Raw genomic sequence first — 17,118 nt, 5'->3', positions numbered from 1 at the left:
GTGGTGTGAAAGCGAGCGGTGTAAGTTCGCAGCGCTTCACGGGGGATGGGCGCGAAAATGACGGAACATGCAATGCCGAAAGACAGCTATTCTTCGCGCCGCGGTGTGTGGGGTTGGATATTTTTTGACTGGGCGGCGCAGCCGTTTTTTACAGTCGTCACGACGTTTATTTTTGGTCCTTATTTCATTTCCCGCATGGCAGAGAGCCCAGAGGCTGGGCAGATCGCATGGGGCTATGGCTTTGCAGCAGCAGGGCTTGCGGTTGCGATCCTGTCGCCAATCCTCGGAGCTGTGTCTGACAGAACAGGACCGCGAAAACCATGGATAGCGTTCTTTGCGATTATCAAGATTACAGCGCTTGCTACGCTGTGGTTCGCTGTTCCGGGTGCAAATATTTATTGGGTGCTGTTTGCATTTGCGTTGGCGATGATTGCGGCAGAGTTCTCGATTGTCTTTAATGATTCCATGATGCCGCGGCTTGTTCCGCAAAAAGATATTGGCCGGGTGTCGAATATTGCTTGGGGGCTTGGCTATCTTGGTGGCATGACGGTGCTGATTTTCATCGTTTTCTGTCTGGCTGCGTCACCTGAAACAGGAAAAACAATCATTGGCATTAATCCGCTGTTTGGGCTTGATCCAGTGAAAGGCGAAGACGGACGCATAGCCGGACCGATTTCTGCTCTCTGGTATTTTGTATTTATTCTTCCGATGTTTTTCTTCACGCCTGATGTGGCAAAGGGTGAAAAACTCGCACCAGCTTTGCGCTCAGGTTTGAGTGAATTGAAGAAGACGCTTGGTGAAGTTCGCAGACGTCCGGGTATCGTCCGCTTCCTGATTGCACGTATGGTTTATCAGGATGGCGTCAATGCGCTGCTGGCGCTCGGAGCTGGTTATGCGGCAGTGCTATTCAGCTGGTCTATCACCGAAATTGGTCTGTTTGGCATGATCCTGAACGTGATGGCTATTTTTAGCTGTCTGATTGCAAGCAAACTGGATACGCGGGTGGGATCAAAGGTTGTGGTTCTAGGATCGATTGTCCTGCTATTTATAGCGTCTCTTGGGATTGTATCGACGGGCCATGACTATACGATGTTTGGCTTAATTTCATTCGCGCCGACTGATGCGAAAGGCTTGTTCGCAACACCTGCCGAGCACGCTTATCTGATCTACGGGTTGATGATTGGAGCCGCATTCGGGCCTGTGCAGGCATCATCGCGGTCGTGGTTTGCGCGCAGCATTAAGCCTGAAGAGTCAGGCCGTTATTTTGGCATTTATGCGCTGGCAGGGCGCGCCACCAGCTTTATTGGACCATTTCTGGTGGCGACTGTTACAGCGCTTAGCGGATCGGCAGCGCTCGGCATGTCGGTGTTGGTCGTGTTATTTGGTGCAGGTTTTCTGCTGGCCAAAGCCACGCCCTATCCGGCTGAGCATGTTTGAATATGGGGCGCAGCGATGACGCTGCGCCCTATAGTTCACATCATGCCTGCAGCTTTGGCGCATGTAATCGCGAGAAGGCCGCCGATGATCGGCGCTGCAACTGGAATCCATGCATAGGACCAGTCCGAGCTGCCTTTTCCCGGAATGGGCAGCAATGCGTGGGCGATGCGTGGTCCGAGATCGCGTGCCGGATTGATCGCATAGCCGGTGGGGCCGCCCAGTGAAACACCAAGTGCCCATACAAGCAGGCCGACCATCAGTGGTCCAAGGACGCCTGTTGCACCGACGGCCTTTGCCCCAATGGCAATGACAACGAATACCAACACGAAAGTGCCAATGATCTCTGCGAGGCAATTGGCCGGAAGATTGCGGATGGCAGGTCCGGTGCAGAAGACGCCGAGCTTGAGGCCTTTGTCTTCCGTTGGTTTCCAGTGGGGCAGATAAGCGAGATAGACGAGCACGGCACCTGCGAAAGCACCAAGCATCTGCGCCGCAATATAGGGCGCTACGTTAGCCGCCGGAAAACTACCGGCCGCAAAAAAGGCAAGCGTCACTGCAGGGTTTAGATGACCTGCACTGCCAGCTGCAACTCCAACCATCACACCGCAGAGAACCGCAAAGCCCCAGCCTGCGGTAATGACGATCCAGCCGGAATTCTGGCCTTTGGATTTTGCAAGAAGCACGTTTGCAACCACGCCATCGCCCAACAGGATAAGTACCATTGTGCCAAGAAATTCGCCGATAAAACCATTACTCATCATCTACTCCGAGAAAATAATTTAGGTACTAAAAAGCCGCCCGGTGAGCGGATTTACTCACCGGCTGTCGATAATCATTAATCGTTTTCAAGTTTGGTTTGTTACGAGAGCCTTCGTTTTAGAGCCCGTTTCGATCTGATTGAATCAGATCGGCGCTCTAAAACCTTTTACTTTAAGCATAATCTTATCGATCCTCGTTCCACTCCGGTCGGATTATGTTCTAATCGACCCAGTTGAGAGACCGCTGCACGGCCTTCTCCCACGCGTTGAACAGACTGGTGCGTTCCTTTGCCGTCATCTTTGGATGCCAGCGCTGGCCGACCTGCCAGTTCTCAATAATGTCGTTGGTCGACTTCCAATAGCCGACCGCAAGCCCAGCCGCATAAGCTGCACCCAGGGAAGTGGTTTCGATGATCTTCGGACGCACGACCGGAACATTCAGAATATCAGACTGAAACTGCATAAGCAGTTCGTTGATGGTCATGCCGCCATCAGCGCGCAGTTCAGTGATCTCTACACCTGAATCCTTGGCCATGGCTTCCAGCACTTCGCGCACCTGATAGGCACTTGCTTCAAGGGCGGCGCGGGCGATGTGACCTTTATTTGCAAAGCGTGTCAGGCCAGCAATGACGCCGCGTGCGGAATCTTCCCAATGCGGTGCATAAAGGCCGGAGAAGGCCGGGACGAAATAGACATCGCCATTGTCTTCGACTGTGCGCGCCAGTGTTTCAATGTCAGCGCTGGCTTTGATAATGCCAAGATTATCGCGCAGCCATTGCACCAGTGCGCCGGTGATGGCAATCGAGCCTTCCAGCGCATAGACTGGCTTTTGTTCACCAAGCTGATATGCAACAGTCGTGAGAAGTCCATAGGTGGATGGAACCAGCTTCTCCCCTGTATTCATCAACATGAAGCAGCCGGTGCCATAGGTGTTCTTGGCTTCGCCCGGCTCAAGGCAGGCCTGACCGAAAAGGGCTGCCTGCTGATCGCCCAGAATGCCTGCAAGCTTCACACTGACAAGCGCGGGCAGGGTAATCTCGCCATAGACTTCGCTGGACGAACGAATTTCCGGCAGACAAGCCGCGGGAATACCGAACAGCTGCAAGATTTCACCGTCCCATTTGAGCGTAGACAAGTCCATCAACTGCGTGCGTGACGCATTGGTTACATCAGTGATGTGAATGCCGCCATTTGTGCCGCCGGTGAGATTCCAGACAAGCCAGCTATCCATCGTGCCGAACAGCGCATCGCCTGCTTCTGCCTTTTCACGCGCTCCCGGAATATTATCAAGTATCCAGCGCAGTTTAAGGCCGGAGAAATAAGTCGAAATTGGCAGTCCGGTCTTATCGCGCAGGCGATCTGCGCCACCATCTTTGACAAAATGATCGACCAGTTCGTCCGTGCGGGTGTCCATCCAGACAATGGCATTGTAAAGCGGCGCGCCGGTCTTCCTGTCCCACAGCAGCGTTGTTTCGCGTTGATTGGTAATGCCTACGGATGCAATATCGGAAGCCTCGAGCTTCGCTTTCTTCAGTGTTTCGCCGATGACATGCTGCGTGTTGCGCCAGATTTCATTGGCATTGTGCTCAACCCAGCCAGCCTTGGGATAGATCTGCTCATGTTCGCGCTGATCCATGGCGACAATATTGCCGTTTCTATCAAAAATAATGAAACGCGAACTGGTGGTTCCCTGATCGATAGAACCGACGAACTGTGTCATTAAAAATGCTCCTCCGCGTTTCATTGCAGTCTAAACTGAACTTAAACGAAAGTGATATGAATGCAAAGAAATAGCCCCCGCAACACCGAAGTTGTGGGGGCTAAAAATTGTTTCAGCAGTTGCTGAAATTAATGGCGGAAGTGACGCATACCAGTCATCACCATGGCAATGCCATGCTCGTCAGCAGCTGCAATCACTTCATCGTCACGCATCGAGCCGCCCGGCTGGATAACCGCAGTGGCGCCTGCCTGAACAGCAGACAGCAAACCGTCAGCAAACGGGAAGAACGCGTCGGATGCAACAACGCAGCCCTTGGTCAGCGGCTCAGCAAGACCGGCTGCTTCTGCTGCATCTTCTGCCTTACGCGCTGCGATACGGGCCGAGTCCACGCGGCTCATCTGGCCTGCGCCGATGCCGACTGTTGCGCCATCCTTGACGTAAACAATGGCGTTCGACTTCACATGCTTGCCAACGCGGAAAGCGAACTTCATGTCGTTGAGTTCGGCTTCGCTCGGGCTCCGCTTGGTGACGACCTTGAGATCAAGGTCATCGACATTGCCGTTGTCGCGTGACTGCACCAGCAGGCCGCCTGCAACGGTTTTCGCTGCAATGCCCTTGGCGCGCGGATCAGGCAGACCGCCCGTTACCAGCAGACGCAGGTTCTTCTTGGCTGCAACGATCGCCTGTGCGCCTTCGGTCGCGTCCGGTGCGATGATGACTTCGGTGAAGATTTTGACGATTTCTTCAGCGGCGGCTTCATCAAGTGTCTTGTTGAGCGCAACAATACCACCAAAGGCCGAAACTGGATCGCAAGCGAGCGCCTTGAGATAGGCTTCCTTGATGGTGGCGGCTTCCGCAACACCGCATGGATTGGCGTGCTTGATGATGGCAACGGCTGCGGTGCGGGCTGGGTCAAACTCGGCTACGAGCTCAAAAGCTGCATCGGTGTCGTTGATGTTGTTATAGGAAAGTTGCTTGCCCTGAAGCTGGGTTGCTGTGGCCACGCCCGGACGCTGTTCGCCCGTCAGATAAAAGCCCGCGGTCTGATGTGGGTTTTCACCATAGCGCATGACGGAGTGCAGCTTGCCTGCAACCGAGCGATAGGTTGGGGTTTCATCATTGATTGCTTCGGCAAACCAGTTGGAAATAGCAGCATCATAAGCGGCTGTGCGTGAAAATGCCTTGGCTGCGAGCTTTTTGCGGAAAGAGATCGGCAGCGAGCCTTCGTTCTTTTCGAGTTCAGTTACAACGTCTGCATAGTCAGCCGGATCGACAACGGTTGCGACATAGGCGTGGTTCTTTGCCGAGGCGCGGATCATGGCCGGTCCACCAATGTCGATGTTTTCGACAGTGGTGTCGTAGTCGCCGCCCTTGAAGCGGACTTCTTCAAATGGGTAGAGATTAATGACGGCCAGATCGATGCCGCCAATACCGTGGGCTTCCATCGCCGCAACATGTTCAGGGTCGTTGCGCACTGCAAGCAGGCCGCCGTGAACCGATGGATGCAGAGTTTTTACGCGCCCGTCCATGATTTCCGGGAAGCCGGTAACTTCCGAAACGTCTTTTACAGGAATGCCTTCGGCGGCAATCGACTTGGCGGTGCCGCCGGTCGAGAGAATTTCAACGCCGTGGGCATGAAGTGCCTTAGCGAAATCGATGAGACCGGTCTTGTCGGACACGGAAAGAAGGGCGCGGCGCACCCGATGAAGATCGGGAGCGGGAATATGCTTGGAGCTGACAGCCATAGGAAACGGTCTCTTCGTTGCTGAAGCGTTTTGCGTTCAGGAAGGGTGGGACGATGGCGAGTTAGCACAGCTGAGACGTGAATCATACCCTAAAAGCCAGAGATCGAAGCTTTATGAGCTAGGTATAGCTTCCGATGGCAACACGGCTGAATTGCCAGTTCACTTCCGGCAGTTCGTGTGCCGGGAACGAGAGTACGATTTGCTTTGATGTCACAGGTCCGCGGAAACCAGCAAAGAAGATGCTGTCCTCCAGCTGCGGAGCCACTTCAAAGCAAGAGAAAGCCCATGTGTCGTCGTGCGGAGCACTTAGATTTATCAGCCCGTTTTCATCAAACGAGATTTCCACCGACGGATGGATATGAAAACGCACGGCAACATTATCGCGGCCATTGGCTTTCAACGCTTTGGCATCGCCACGATAGAAACGGTCGGCACCCTGAATGACACTCCCATTATGTGAAAGCACAACACGGCGTTCATGAAAAATACCGAACAAGCGAACATAGCCATCATGGTTCGCGACAAAACCTTGCCGCCCCTGATCTTCCACACGGTCGCGTTGAACGCGGGTCGGGCCGGCAACGATTGGTGTGCCAATCATGCTGGACAGGCCGGTATTATTACTGAAACGGCATGATGACGTATCATTGATGGTGGCGGTCGAGTGTGCTGCAGTTGAGCGGCCTAGGGGACGAAATTCCGGCGGGCCGTAACGGTCGATGCCGGAATTCACAATATAGCGCTGACGCCCTGAGGACATTTCAAAGGCGAGGCAACCGGCATGGGCATCGCGCGAGGCCGTCACCGGCGGCGGCAGACCCGTATCGGCGATAATCGTGGTCGCCCCCATCGAAAGGCGTTCATAACCGGAATAGGGCGCGTGTGTCAGCGGTGAGCCTGCGGTTTCATCGTGGCGCAACACTGAAATGATGCGCTCAGACAAGGTCGGGCCAACACCATTAAACAGCGCAAGGCTACCATCCTGATGCCGGAAGAAACGCAATGCAGGTAACATGCGTTCGACAGCTTCAATCAGAGCTTTTGGTGGCGCTTCAGTGCCATTGGCATAGGTCTGACGCAGCGGCAGAAGATCGGCCAGCAATTCAAGGATCGTCACCGGATTGCGCGAGATATGCCCGCCATCAGGAAGGATTTGCCGTTTCAATTCATATTCGAGATTGCGGCGTGCGGCGCGCGCGGTCGGCGGCGAAACGGGTAGGGCAAGTGCTGCAAAGGCAAGCGCAATGCGCGCACGCAGACGTTCTTCGCCGTCATCCATGGCGGAGGCGACTGTGCGCAGATAACGCACTTGCATGGCAAGCGAACGCATAAACTTGCGATAAGCAGGTAGTTCTGCGCCAGACAAAATTAGATTGGAATGCTGCAGCCAGGCGATGATGCGCTGCGCCGTTACTTCCGGCGACCAGGCAAGACCGCCGATGCGTTTGCCATAAAAACGCATCCAGTCATCGACCAGTGCGCGCGCGTTTGCGGTGGCAAGTTCGCTGTTGGCACTTTTGAGATGCCTGAGCCAGCCAAAGCCCTGAAGGGCGGCTTCCCATTCCGGTGTTGGTGGTTCGACTGCGAAAGGCGACATGCCGCCGGTTTCGACAAGCCGACCAGCCAGCGCGAAACGACCGTGGTAGAATTCCTGTGCCAATTGTGGATCGGCAACGCGGAGATCGGGGGGAGCAATCAGGATGCGTTCCGGCGTGAAGCCGGTGAAACGCCAGCGGTAAAGCGGGCCCATGCGCAGGCGACGGCTAAACTTGCGCCAAGCCTGTGCAACAGCCAGTCCCCAAAGATGCGGGGTTTCGCTCAACGCGACTGCCACCCTCTCGTTCTCCGTATTCAAATTCATTCGCAATGGACCCGATAAGGCAGGTCCGTCCTTTCACGTCATGATGTATCGAAATGCCGGTTTCCGGACTTCGGAATCATGCATTCTTAGAATCGTCTATAATGGTGAATCGAGTGTTAACCATAATGGGTGCAAAGCACCCATTATGCCAAATCCATCGATTTTAATCAGCAATTGCTAACTGATTAAAGCGCGTCGCAATTTATCGTATTCAAGAGACGCGCTTTAAGTCGTTGTTTTCACGCATGTCGTTATCGGATTGAAGCGGTATCAGAAATTAGTCCAGTGGACTAATTTCCCCGCGCAGGCGATTCCCACTTTTCCGCGACATGCTTTAGGCCTTACGTCTGAAACGAGCGGCGAAAAAGCCGTCCATGCCAGCCATATTCGGATTGCCATCGAAATTTTCCGCAGGCAGATCGGCAGGGGTTGAGCGCAGGAAGCCTTCTTTGGTGACCAAGCCTTCAAGGCCGGGGCAATCGTCAAGCGTGATGGGATAGGCTTCAATGGCCGGATTTTTGAGCGCATTGCGGGCCATGTCCTCGCCCTCCTGCGGATGCAGCGAGCAATTGGAGAACAATATCGTGCCGCCGGGTTTCACAAGCGTGATGGCCTTCTCAAGCATTTTGGCCTGAAGGTTCGCGAGCTTCTTAATATCCTGCGGTGTTTTGGTCCATGGCACATCCGGGTGACGGCGCACGGTGCCAGTGGATGAGCAAGGCGCATCCAGCAATACGGCATCAAACAATGTATCCGGCTTGAAATCCATCATATTGCTTGCAACCGTGCGGGCTTTAAGGCCCAGACGTTCCAGATTGCCGTCTAGGCGCTTGAGGCGGTTCTCTGACATATCAAGCGCTGTCACATCAGCACCCTGAAGCACAAGCTGTGCTGTCTTACCGCCGGGGGCTGCACAAAGATCGGCCACGCGCTTGCCTTTGATGTCGCCCATCAGGCGCGCTGGCAAGCTTGCGGCGGCATCTTGCACCCACCAGTCACCCTCGGCAAAGCCGGGCAGGTCGGTGAGGTTGCCCGCAACCGTTTCAAGACGGACAGAACCGTTAGGCAAGGCTACACCGCCGAGCTTCTCTGCCCATTCCTTCGGATCACCTTTAACGGTGAAATCGATTGGCGGCTCGTAACCATGCATGGTCAAAATAGCTTCGGTTTTCTTCGGGCCATAGGAATCGATTAGGCTTCTTGAAAACCATTCCGGCACATTTTTTTCAGGCTGCAATGTGTGCTCGAGCGCGCGTTCTTTGTTACGCGACAGACGACGCAGAAGAGCGTTCACCAGACCTGCATATTTGCGATTGCGCGGGTCATAATTTGCCGCTTCAACGGCCAGATCAACCGCTGAATGATCGGGCAGGTTGAGATAGAAAATCTGCGCGACAGCAACATGCAAAAGATGCTTGAGCGCGTGGGCATTTTCCGGCAATGGCCGGTCGAGGCGTTTGTTGATGGCGCGTTCGATGGTGCCGCGATTGCGCAGTGCAGAGCCCAAAATAGCGCGAACGAGCGAACGGTCGCGTGGCTCAAGTGCGAGATATTGTGGATGGCCATGACTGTTGTCAGTCAGACCGTCAAGCGATGTGTTCTTTTCAATCACCGCACCAAGCAGGCGGGCCGCAGTCAGACGTGCAGCAAGACCGGGCCTTTGCTGTTCAGCACGGTCTGCGACGTAATCATGTGTCTGCGACTTGTTATTTCCACGCTTTGGCGCAGGTTTCTTATCGTTCACGCTGTTCTACTTTATCTAACGCTTGGGATGCGTTTTTACGACCACGGGCCTCGGTAGCCAGAATTGGAACCACCGCTGTTATTTTTGTCTGCATTACCACTAGTTTGCCCCCAAGGACCACTGTTTTGTGCAGGGGCCGCGTTTCGCTGCGTTATTCCCGCTGAGCGAATACCCATTTCAGCTGCCATCTGTTCGAGTGCCTGAATACGATTGTCGGTATCAGGGTGGGTCGAGAACAGATTGTCTGCACCACGTCCGCTTAGCGGATTGATGATGAACATATGCGCTGTCGCGGGGTTATGTTCGGCTTCTTCATTGACAACAGACTTGGCGCCACGCGCAATCTTGCCAAGAGCTGAGGAAAGCCAGAGCGGGTTGCCGCAAATCTCGGCACCACGACGATCGGCTGCATATTCGCGGGTGCGGCTGACGGCCATCTGCACAATCATTGCTGCAAAAGGCGCTACGATCATCGCGAGGATCGTGCCGATCACGCCGATGATGCCATTGCCGTTTTCGCGGTTTCCACCAAGGAAGAAAGCGAAATTGCCGAGCATGGAAATCGCACCGGCAAGCGTTGCCACGATTGTCATGGTCAGCGTATCGCGGTTTTGAACGTGCGCCAGCTCATGCGCCATCACGCCTGCGACTTCTTCGGGCGTCAGCCGGTTCAGTAGGCCAGTCGTGGCTGCAACGGCTGCATTTTCAGGGTTGCGACCTGTGGCAAAGGCGTTGGGCTGGTCTTCATGGATGATATAGACCTTCGGCATTGGCAGGCCCGCATTGGCAGCAAGCCCCCTGACCATGCGATAATAATCGGAGCCGGAACGCTCATCCACTTCCTGCGCATTATACATGCGCAGCACCATTTTGTCGGAATTCCAGTAGCCAAACAGGTTCATCGCAACAGCGACCACCAGCGCGATCATCATACCGCCGCCGCCGCCCAGCAAATAGCCGATGCTCATGAACATGACTGTCATGAGAGCAATCAGCATGGCAGTTTTCGTCATATTCATGTGTCGAGATCTCCAGTTCAGCAACAGTTTACATCAATCGGGGTTTTGCTTACCCACGAAGTTTAACTATATGATGGGTATGGAACGTTACCGCTTCAATAATGGATTTGCCGCTTATGACCGATAAATTCAACGAAACAGAATTGAATGACAACGCTGATCGGCGCAAAATCGACACGCTGCCGCCAGCAGCTCAGCGCGCGTTAAAGGAAGCAGAAGAACGCCGCGCCGCCGAAAGCGCTGAAAAGCTTCCGCGCGAGATTGGCGGGCGCGGCGGTAAAGATCCAGCGCGCTTTGGCGACTGGGAGATTAAGGGGCGGACCATCGACTTCTAAGTTTGGGATATTTCCGTTTCTGCGGCCTGCAAATCGCGTTCTTCTGCGCTTCCGGTGCTCATGTACCCAAAAGTACACTCCGCTCCGGTTCTCGAAGACCACGATTTTCGGCATGCAGGAACGAAAATCTCATCAAACTAGGGCGCATTTACAGGCTCCGTTAATAAAGAAAAAGGCCGGGAAATCCCGGCCTGTTTTTATTTCTTGTTCTGGCGGTTTTCGATCAGATCATCCACGACGCCCGGATCGGCGAGTGTCGACGTATCGCCAAGCGAGCCGAACTCATCTTCAGCAATCTTGCGCAGGATACGGCGCATGATCTTGCCCGAACGGGTTTTCGGCAGGCCGGGTGAAAACTGAATCTTATCCGGCGTTGCGATAGGCCCGATTTCCTTGCGCACATGCTGTGTCAGCTCTTTGCGCAGGGCTTCTTCGTCCTGCACGCTTTCGCCGGTCATCAGCGTAACATAGCAATAAATGCCCTGTCCCTTGATTGGGTGCGGATAGCCGACAACGGCGGCTTCCGATACCGAATGGTGCGAGACGAGTGCCGACTCAATTTCCGCCGTGCCGAGGCGATGGCCGGAAATGTTGAGCACGTCATCGACGCGGCCGGTGATCCAGTAGTAGCCGTCCTCATCGCGACGGCAACCGTCACCCGTAAAATACTTGCCCTTATAGGTGGAGAAGTAAGCCTCGATGAAGCGCTTGTGATCGCCGTAAAGTGTGCGCATTTGGCCCGGCCAGCTGTCGATAATGCAGAGGTTGCCATCGACTGCGCCTTCAACGACTGCGCCTTCATTATCAACCAACTGTGGCTTTACACCAAAGAATGGGCGGGTTGCAGAACCCGGCTTGAGATCGGTTGCGCCCGGCAATGGTGTAATCAGAATACCGCCGGTTTCTGTCTGCCACCATGTATCAACGATTGGCGAATGCTGATCGCCGACTACGTTGTAATACCATTCCCATGCTTCCGGGTTGATCGGCTCGCCGACTGAGCCGAGAAGGCGCAGCGTGGAACGCGACGAGCGGGTAACAAAGTCATCGCCTGCGCCCATCAGCGCGCGGATCGCCGTTGGTGCAGTGTAGAAGATGTTGACATGATGCTTGTCAATCACTTCCCAGAAACGTCCCTGATCAGGGAAATTGGGGACGCCTTCAAACATCAGTGTTGTTGCGCCATTGGCCAGCGGTCCGTAGACGATATAGGAATGGCCTGTGACCCAGCCCACATCCGCGGTACACCAGTAGATGTCGCCGTCATGATAGTCGAAGACATATTGGTGTGTCATCGATGCATAGACGAGATAGCCGCCGGTGGTGTGCAGCACACCCTTAGGCTTGCCGGTTGAGCCGGACGTATAAAGAATGAACAGCGGATCTTCCGCGTTCATTGGTTCCGGCTCGCAGGTCGGTTCGACGCTTGCGACTTCCTGATGATACCAGAGATCGCGGCCCGGGCCCCAGCTGACCTTGCCGCCGGTGCGGCGTACAGTCAGAACCTTGTTGACGAACACATACTGCTTGGCGGCAATGTCGATAGCCGTGTCGGTGTTCTCTTTCAGCGGGACTGGCTTGCCGCCACGCACGCCTTCATCGGCTGTGATAACGAAAGTGGATTCGCAGTCAACGATACGACCTGCCAGCGCTTCTGGCGAGAAACCAGCGAAAACAACGGAATGCACTGCACCGATACGGGCGCAGGCCAGCATCGCATAGGCGGCTTCCGGGATCATCGGTAGATAGATGGTAACGCGATCGCCTTTCTTGACGCCGTGCTTTTTGAGCACATTGGCAAGGCGGCAGACATTTTCATGCAGCTCGCGATAGGTGATCTTTTTGTCGATATAGGGATTGTCGCCTTCCCAGATAATCGCAACCTGATCGCCACGGCTTTTCAGATGACGGTCGATACAGTTGTAGGAGATGTTGGTGACACCGTCCTCATACCACTTGATCGAAACGTCGCCGTTGAAATCGGTATTCTTGACTTTGGTGAAGGGTTTGAACCAATCAATCCGTCGGCCGTGCTTGGCCCAGAATCCATCCGGGTCGGTCACGCTCTCATTATACCATTCGAGATATTTCTCGTTGTCGATGAGCGTGTTTTTCTTTGCCCCCGGCAGTACAGGGTAAAGCTTTTCCGACATGTCGTCCTCCTTGCTGTCCGGCGATCCTCCCGCCGTAATCGATAGCTCGCATCGGGGCGAAGCTATCGCCAGACTCATCTACATTCCGTCTGGCTCAACGTAAATTAGACATTCGGATCGACTATGGTCCACAGTGACGCAGCACGAAAATATGATCAGCGTGGCAGCACTCATACCTAGACGATGCTAACATATTGTTTTTACTTTTTAAAAACTAATTTCTGCAATTATAATTTCTGTGGGGTTCGCTGAATGTTCACAATGAGATTCCTATAAAAAGGGGAAATCGCCATGACGACATCCGCTTTTGTTGCGAAGTCTGCTTTTGAATTACAGCTTGCCGGTTACGGTCTGACAACGGCAAAGCTTTTCTACCATATGCCTGATCATCCGCATTTGCTGCAGCTTTTTGTCTGGCAGGATTATGATCTCGCACCGGAATTTCCGGTGCTGCATCATTTCATAGAATTCTGGAAAGAAAAGATTGATGGCCCGCTGCATTCGGTTGTCTATGCGCATTGCAAACTGCTGGGGCCATCAGACTGGAAAAATGTGCGTGGAGAAATCAGTTTTCATTAACGGGATGTACTGGAGATTTGAACGGAATTTTTGAAAAAACAATGGGATGCTGAGACGAGGATCCTCGTTTATGAAAAAAGGGATGGTCAAAAATTTAACCATCCCTTCATTTAGATATTAAATCGAATTACCAGTTCACGCGAAAGCCCACATTTCCACGAAGAGAGTAGTTGGCATCGATCTGTTTGAACGGACTAGCGATTGCTGCTTCGCCAAACAACGCGTATTTATCGTCAAAAAATGCGTAAGTTCCGCCAAAGCCTAATTCGCCCCAGGTCTTGTCTTCATTTCCTATATAAATCAGTTCATCCGATATATTCATTTTCGTTGAGCGGTCTAAAAGCTCGCGATAAATATTTGTGATACTGTAAGCGTTGGTGCGCGACGTGTATCCATTTTTATCTTGCCAACTGGCTGAATATTGAGCGGATAGTCCAATACGAGCGGTTAAGGACGTTAGTTTTTCAAAAGAAACATCTGCATTATAAGGGTCGGTAAAATCATCAAGGCTTGTTTGAGCCCATGTTAGCTGCGCTTGCGGAGTCCATGACCAGCGATCATCGATCACTATTCTTTGGCCAGCTTCGAGGCTTAACGCCAATGCTTTTCCCTTCGTATCGGTTATCAAAGAGCGATTGAGAGTTTCAGATGAAATATCGCTTTTCGACCAAGAATGCCGGGCTTGGCCATCAACATAAAAGCCGTCGTTGGAAAGCCAGGTAAGGGCTGCGCCGACACCGTAGGAGTTGATGTCGACTGTGCCATTGCCAAAATATGATGTGACACCCGCCTTGGCAGTATCATATTGAAGCCAGACGCCTGCAATCACTTTACCATAAGTACTCTCCAGGACTTGGTTATCAATGCCAGCGCGTAAACTCCACTGATCTGACCTATATTTGTTGTTCGTCGTTGAGTTTTGAAGTTGGTTGCGGGTGTGAGCGGCCTCGACGCGCGCCCATATGAGGCCTGCATCCGTCAGCACTTCTTTCAGTGCAGGATCTGGAGCTGATTCTGTATCTGTACCCAGCCCATCGCCTTGGGAGATTTTATGCGCTGAAATGCCTGTCCAATACCGATTTCCAACGCGCTCCCGCATTGTAGGGAGTGTATTGAGGCTATGAATTATATGAGCGTAGGACGAGTATAGTGGGACACCGGGTTGATAGATGTCCGAGTTGGTTGAGCAAGAGCCAGGCTGTTCTGTCGGAGTGTTTGGTGAAGGGCAAGGTCGGCAAGGCTGTCGGGAAGGATTGCTTGGCGTCACGCATGGCTGGCAAGGTTTTGAAGGTTGGCCTGGCTCTGGAGTTGGGCAGACCTCCTGAGAAAAATTACTTCGCAGGTACCAATTGCCATCCGCAGGATCTGTAACGCTTCCTTTTTGAAGTACATATGAATGAGCGCCGGCGACAACCGCGGGCGTCCCAGAAGGAAGATTATAATCACCTACAAGGTTAAATCTTGCATCAGATTCTCCTTCAACTCGAATAACTTCGATGCCTTTTACCGTGTCGCCGCCTGAGCCAGACATATTCCAGATTAATAGTTTGCTTTCCCCAACGGTATCACCAAGCACGATCAAGCGGTCAGTTGTTGAATTGTCGTCTCCCAGGGCGGCTTTTAGTAAAACACTGCTCCCGTTGAGGCCCAGGTAACCTTTAGTTATTGTGATTTCGCCGTAATTCACAGAATCGCCTGGCGCGATTTTACCGGCGGTTATGAGGCTGTTGATTTCAGCGGACCCTGACAGCATAGCGTATGAACCAACTGACATGAGACCTCCCAAGCTGCCGTATAGGGACAGTATACCAGAGGAAACTCGTGTTATGCCTGTAAAGCCTTCACTTTGCGTCGACCAAACAGCATTTCCTGTTCCATCGAAAGCTATGTTGCCTTGTCCAGCAACCATGTGCTCGATCCAGAACGTATCCGATCTATTGAAGCTCAGCGCCGCATCTTTATGAATTTCGATATTGCCTATTATGCTTCCGTTGTTGCCGCCGTTTCCAATTTCCAACTCGCCGTCTTCAATATAGGTGTGACCCGTATATGTGTTCTCTGCTACAAGTGTCAGGCGGTGTTCACCTGATTTCTGCAATTCGCCTTCGCCTTGGATTTCGGAATAGATTATGCCGTCAGATGTATTGGTATAGATGACACCATCATTTTCAGTTAAAATTATTGAGCGGTTTATTTGAAGAGGAGTATCGGAACCCCCAGGTTCTTCATCCCATGCCCTAAGCTCTAATGTGCCTCCGTCAAGCGTTAGTGTTCCATTGAATGAACCGAGATTCTCGTCTTTGTCGATAGACAAAAACCCATGTTTTACGATCCATGGGGTCAAAGCATTTGTTTCGCCCACTAAATACCATGTGCTTTCGCCAGTTTTAGAAAAATAATCGAACCCTTGATACTGTTTATCGTCACCTATGTTTACAACCTCGAAGGAGGCTGTTTCTTCTCCAGCGAGCTCTAATGTATTTCCGCGCGCGGTAGATTTTACAATTCCAAAAATGCGGGAGTTTTTCAGTATAACTAGTTTGTTATTTTCGCCATCTATAAGTATTGCTTTTTGATCTTCGCCTTCGTAAGCACTCTTAATAATACCATTGTTGGAAATTATATTATTTTTTCCATATACAGCAATGGCGTAGCCCCCTAATTCCTGATTTGCGTTTTGATTTAATCCCCCATATATTTCTCCACTGATTGTATTTTCAAGATGATTATTGCCAAGCAATTCGACGCCATTTCCGCCTTTATTGATGGAGGGATGCGATGAATCATCGGTAGATATGCCTTGAAGTCCGCCCATTCCGCCTTTTATGTATTTGTTGTTAATTAGCTGCGAATCTTTGCCTATTAATACGCCAACGCCGCCATCGCCGCCTTTGCCTACGATGGCGGTTTCACCGACGCTGTTGCCGCCGCTGCCGCCATTGCCGCCAATTATGGTGCCGTTGTTTATTACCAGCGATTTATAGATATAGACACCTGCTCCACCATTGCCCCCACTTCCGCCTGCTCCAAGTGCGAGGGCAGCATTGCCTCCGTTTCCTCCGTTTCCTCCTTTAATGGTTGTATTGATATCGACCTCTAAATAGTCCCCGCTGTCTTCATCGCCGATAATAATTCCCGTACCGCCTCCACCACCTCCTCCGCTGGTTGCTCTATCACTTATTGCATTGATTGTTCCTGAAAGGCCTTCGCCGCCGATCACGTTATCATCAAGTGGCCCGGATTCGTTGATTAGTCGTCCGCGTAATCCGCCGTCGCCGCCATTTGATCCTCCTCCATTTCCCCCGTCGCCTGCTTCCCCGATTACCCCCGGGAGAAAATTGCCGTCGACATATTTCCCTCATCGCCTCCTTTGCCTGCGCCATAGGGGGCGGGTGTTTGGGCGGAAACTGGAGGCGAAGCTAAAAATGCAATGGGAAAACTAAGCGCTGTTGAAAAAAGAATATGTTTCAATTTTATTATTTTTAAGTTTTTAGAATAATAATTTGGAATTGCAGACATGAAGACCTCGCAATATTATAAATATAAAATATATTAATGTTTATACTCAGATACGCAAATTCAACATGTGATTCTATTTGAAGATGAATTGTATGTAATATTTTTTTAAGTGTAAATATATATAATTTTTATGTTATATTTTAATATTTTTATTATAAATTGATGTAGTGTTGAATTATAAAAATAATATTTTTACATTTTCTTTGTAGTTATAGTTACGTTAGATATATAAAACGCAGCTTGATTAT

General features: G+C 52.0%; 12 protein-coding genes. 3 read left to right on the top strand and 9 right to left on the bottom strand.

Going from position 1 to position 17,118, the window contains the following annotated elements:
• Positions 1 to 57: 57 nt before the first annotated feature.
• The gene (locus tag RI570_RS04885) at positions 58 to 1,437 is read left to right on the top strand and encodes an MFS transporter (RefSeq protein ID WP_313827262.1); all 1,380 of its coding nucleotides are present in this window, start codon (positions 58 to 60) and stop codon (positions 1,435 to 1,437) included.
• A gap of 35 nt (positions 1,438 to 1,472) precedes the next feature.
• Here RI570_RS04885 and RI570_RS04880 read toward each other — a convergent pair whose 3' ends face one another.
• The 6 genes from RI570_RS04880 to htpX all read right to left on the bottom strand — a co-directional run bounded on the left by RI570_RS04880 (position 1,473) and on the right by htpX (position 10,284).
• Positions 1,473 to 2,195, bottom strand: coding sequence for an MIP/aquaporin family protein (locus tag RI570_RS04880; RefSeq protein WP_313827261.1), 723 nt, complete (start codon positions 2,193 to 2,195; stop codon positions 1,473 to 1,475).
• A 220-nt stretch (positions 2,196 to 2,415) separates the two neighbouring features.
• Positions 2,416 to 3,915: a glycerol kinase GlpK gene (glpK, locus tag RI570_RS04875; RefSeq protein WP_313827260.1), complete on the bottom strand. Its 1,500-nt coding sequence runs from the start codon at positions 3,913 to 3,915 to the stop codon at positions 2,416 to 2,418.
• A gap of 128 nt (positions 3,916 to 4,043) precedes the next feature.
• Positions 4,044 to 5,660 (bottom strand): bifunctional phosphoribosylaminoimidazolecarboxamide formyltransferase/IMP cyclohydrolase, encoded by a 1,617-nt coding sequence (gene purH / locus RI570_RS04870; RefSeq protein WP_313827259.1) that lies wholly within the window; start codon positions 5,658 to 5,660, stop codon positions 4,044 to 4,046.
• Between the two features lie 118 nt (positions 5,661 to 5,778).
• Positions 5,779 to 7,494: a heparinase II/III family protein gene (locus tag RI570_RS04865; RefSeq protein ID WP_409558619.1), complete on the bottom strand. Its 1,716-nt coding sequence runs from the start codon at positions 7,492 to 7,494 to the stop codon at positions 5,779 to 5,781.
• 361 nt (positions 7,495 to 7,855) lie between these two features.
• Entirely contained in the window at positions 7,856 to 9,265 is a 1,410-nt protein-coding gene (locus RI570_RS04860) for an RsmB/NOP family class I SAM-dependent RNA methyltransferase (protein WP_313827257.1), read from the bottom strand.
• A gap of 35 nt (positions 9,266 to 9,300) precedes the next feature.
• The gene (htpX, locus tag RI570_RS04855) at positions 9,301 to 10,284 is read right to left on the bottom strand and encodes a zinc metalloprotease HtpX (RefSeq protein ID WP_313827256.1); all 984 of its coding nucleotides are present in this window, start codon (positions 10,282 to 10,284) and stop codon (positions 9,301 to 9,303) included.
• A 116-nt stretch (positions 10,285 to 10,400) separates the two neighbouring features.
• Here htpX and RI570_RS04850 point away from each other — a divergent pair, with 116 nt between their 5' ends.
• The gene (locus RI570_RS04850) at positions 10,401 to 10,619 is read left to right on the top strand and encodes a DUF1674 domain-containing protein (protein ID WP_313827255.1); all 219 of its coding nucleotides are present in this window, start codon (positions 10,401 to 10,403) and stop codon (positions 10,617 to 10,619) included.
• A gap of 197 nt (positions 10,620 to 10,816) precedes the next feature.
• Here RI570_RS04850 and acs read toward each other — a convergent pair whose 3' ends face one another.
• Positions 10,817 to 12,772 (bottom strand): acetate--CoA ligase, encoded by a 1,956-nt coding sequence (gene acs / locus RI570_RS04845; protein WP_313827254.1) that lies wholly within the window; start codon positions 12,770 to 12,772, stop codon positions 10,817 to 10,819.
• A 291-nt stretch (positions 12,773 to 13,063) separates the two neighbouring features.
• On the opposite strand from acs, the gene RI570_RS04840 reads away from it, so the two are divergent.
• Positions 13,064 to 13,351: a Usg family protein gene (locus RI570_RS04840; protein ID WP_313827253.1), complete on the top strand. Its 288-nt coding sequence runs from the start codon at positions 13,064 to 13,066 to the stop codon at positions 13,349 to 13,351.
• 127 nt (positions 13,352 to 13,478) lie between these two features.
• On the opposite strand, the gene RI570_RS04835 is transcribed toward RI570_RS04840, so the two are convergent.
• Positions 13,479 to 16,571 (bottom strand): autotransporter outer membrane beta-barrel domain-containing protein, encoded by a 3,093-nt coding sequence (locus RI570_RS04835; protein WP_313827252.1) that lies wholly within the window; start codon positions 16,569 to 16,571, stop codon positions 13,479 to 13,481.
• Positions 16,572 to 16,672: 101 nt separating this feature from the next.
• On the bottom strand, positions 16,673 to 16,870 hold the full coding sequence (locus RI570_RS04830; RefSeq protein WP_313827251.1) for a hypothetical protein: 198 nt from the start codon (positions 16,868 to 16,870) through the stop codon (positions 16,673 to 16,675).
• Positions 16,871 to 17,118: the final 248 nt, after the last annotated feature.

The sequence above is a fragment of the Brucella pseudogrignonensis genome, from assembly GCF_032190615.1.
In the GTDB taxonomy this organism is placed as follows: Bacteria; Pseudomonadota; Alphaproteobacteria; order Rhizobiales; family Rhizobiaceae; genus Brucella; species Brucella pseudogrignonensis_B.
Note: the sequence above shows the minus strand (reverse complement) of the source record. Positions and strands in the feature narration are given on the sequence as shown.

What these genes read in the sequence shown, in the direction of transcription:
- RI570_RS04885 (WP_313827262.1), top strand. Translation starts at nt 58, where the DNA reads ATGACGGAACATGCAATGCCGAAAGACAGCTATTCTTCGCGCCGCGGT.
- RI570_RS04880 (WP_313827261.1), bottom strand. Translation starts at nt 2,195, where the DNA reads ATGAGTAATGGTTTTATCGGCGAATTTCTTGGCACAATGGTACTTATC.
- glpK (WP_313827260.1), bottom strand. Translation starts at nt 3,915, where the DNA reads ATGACACAGTTCGTCGGTTCTATCGATCAGGGAACCACCAGTTCGCGT.
- purH (WP_313827259.1), bottom strand. Translation starts at nt 5,660, where the DNA reads ATGGCTGTCAGCTCCAAGCATATTCCCGCTCCCGATCTTCATCGGGTG.
- htpX (WP_313827256.1), bottom strand. Translation starts at nt 10,284, where the DNA reads ATGAATATGACGAAAACTGCCATGCTGATTGCTCTCATGACAGTCATG.
- RI570_RS04850 (WP_313827255.1), top strand. Translation starts at nt 10,401, where the DNA reads ATGACCGATAAATTCAACGAAACAGAATTGAATGACAACGCTGATCGG.
- acs (WP_313827254.1), bottom strand. Translation starts at nt 12,772, where the DNA reads ATGTCGGAAAAGCTTTACCCTGTACTGCCGGGGGCAAAGAAAAACACG.
- RI570_RS04840 (WP_313827253.1), top strand. Translation starts at nt 13,064, where the DNA reads ATGACGACATCCGCTTTTGTTGCGAAGTCTGCTTTTGAATTACAGCTT.
- RI570_RS04830 (WP_313827251.1), bottom strand. Translation starts at nt 16,870, where the DNA reads ATGTCTGCAATTCCAAATTATTATTCTAAAAACTTAAAAATAATAAAA.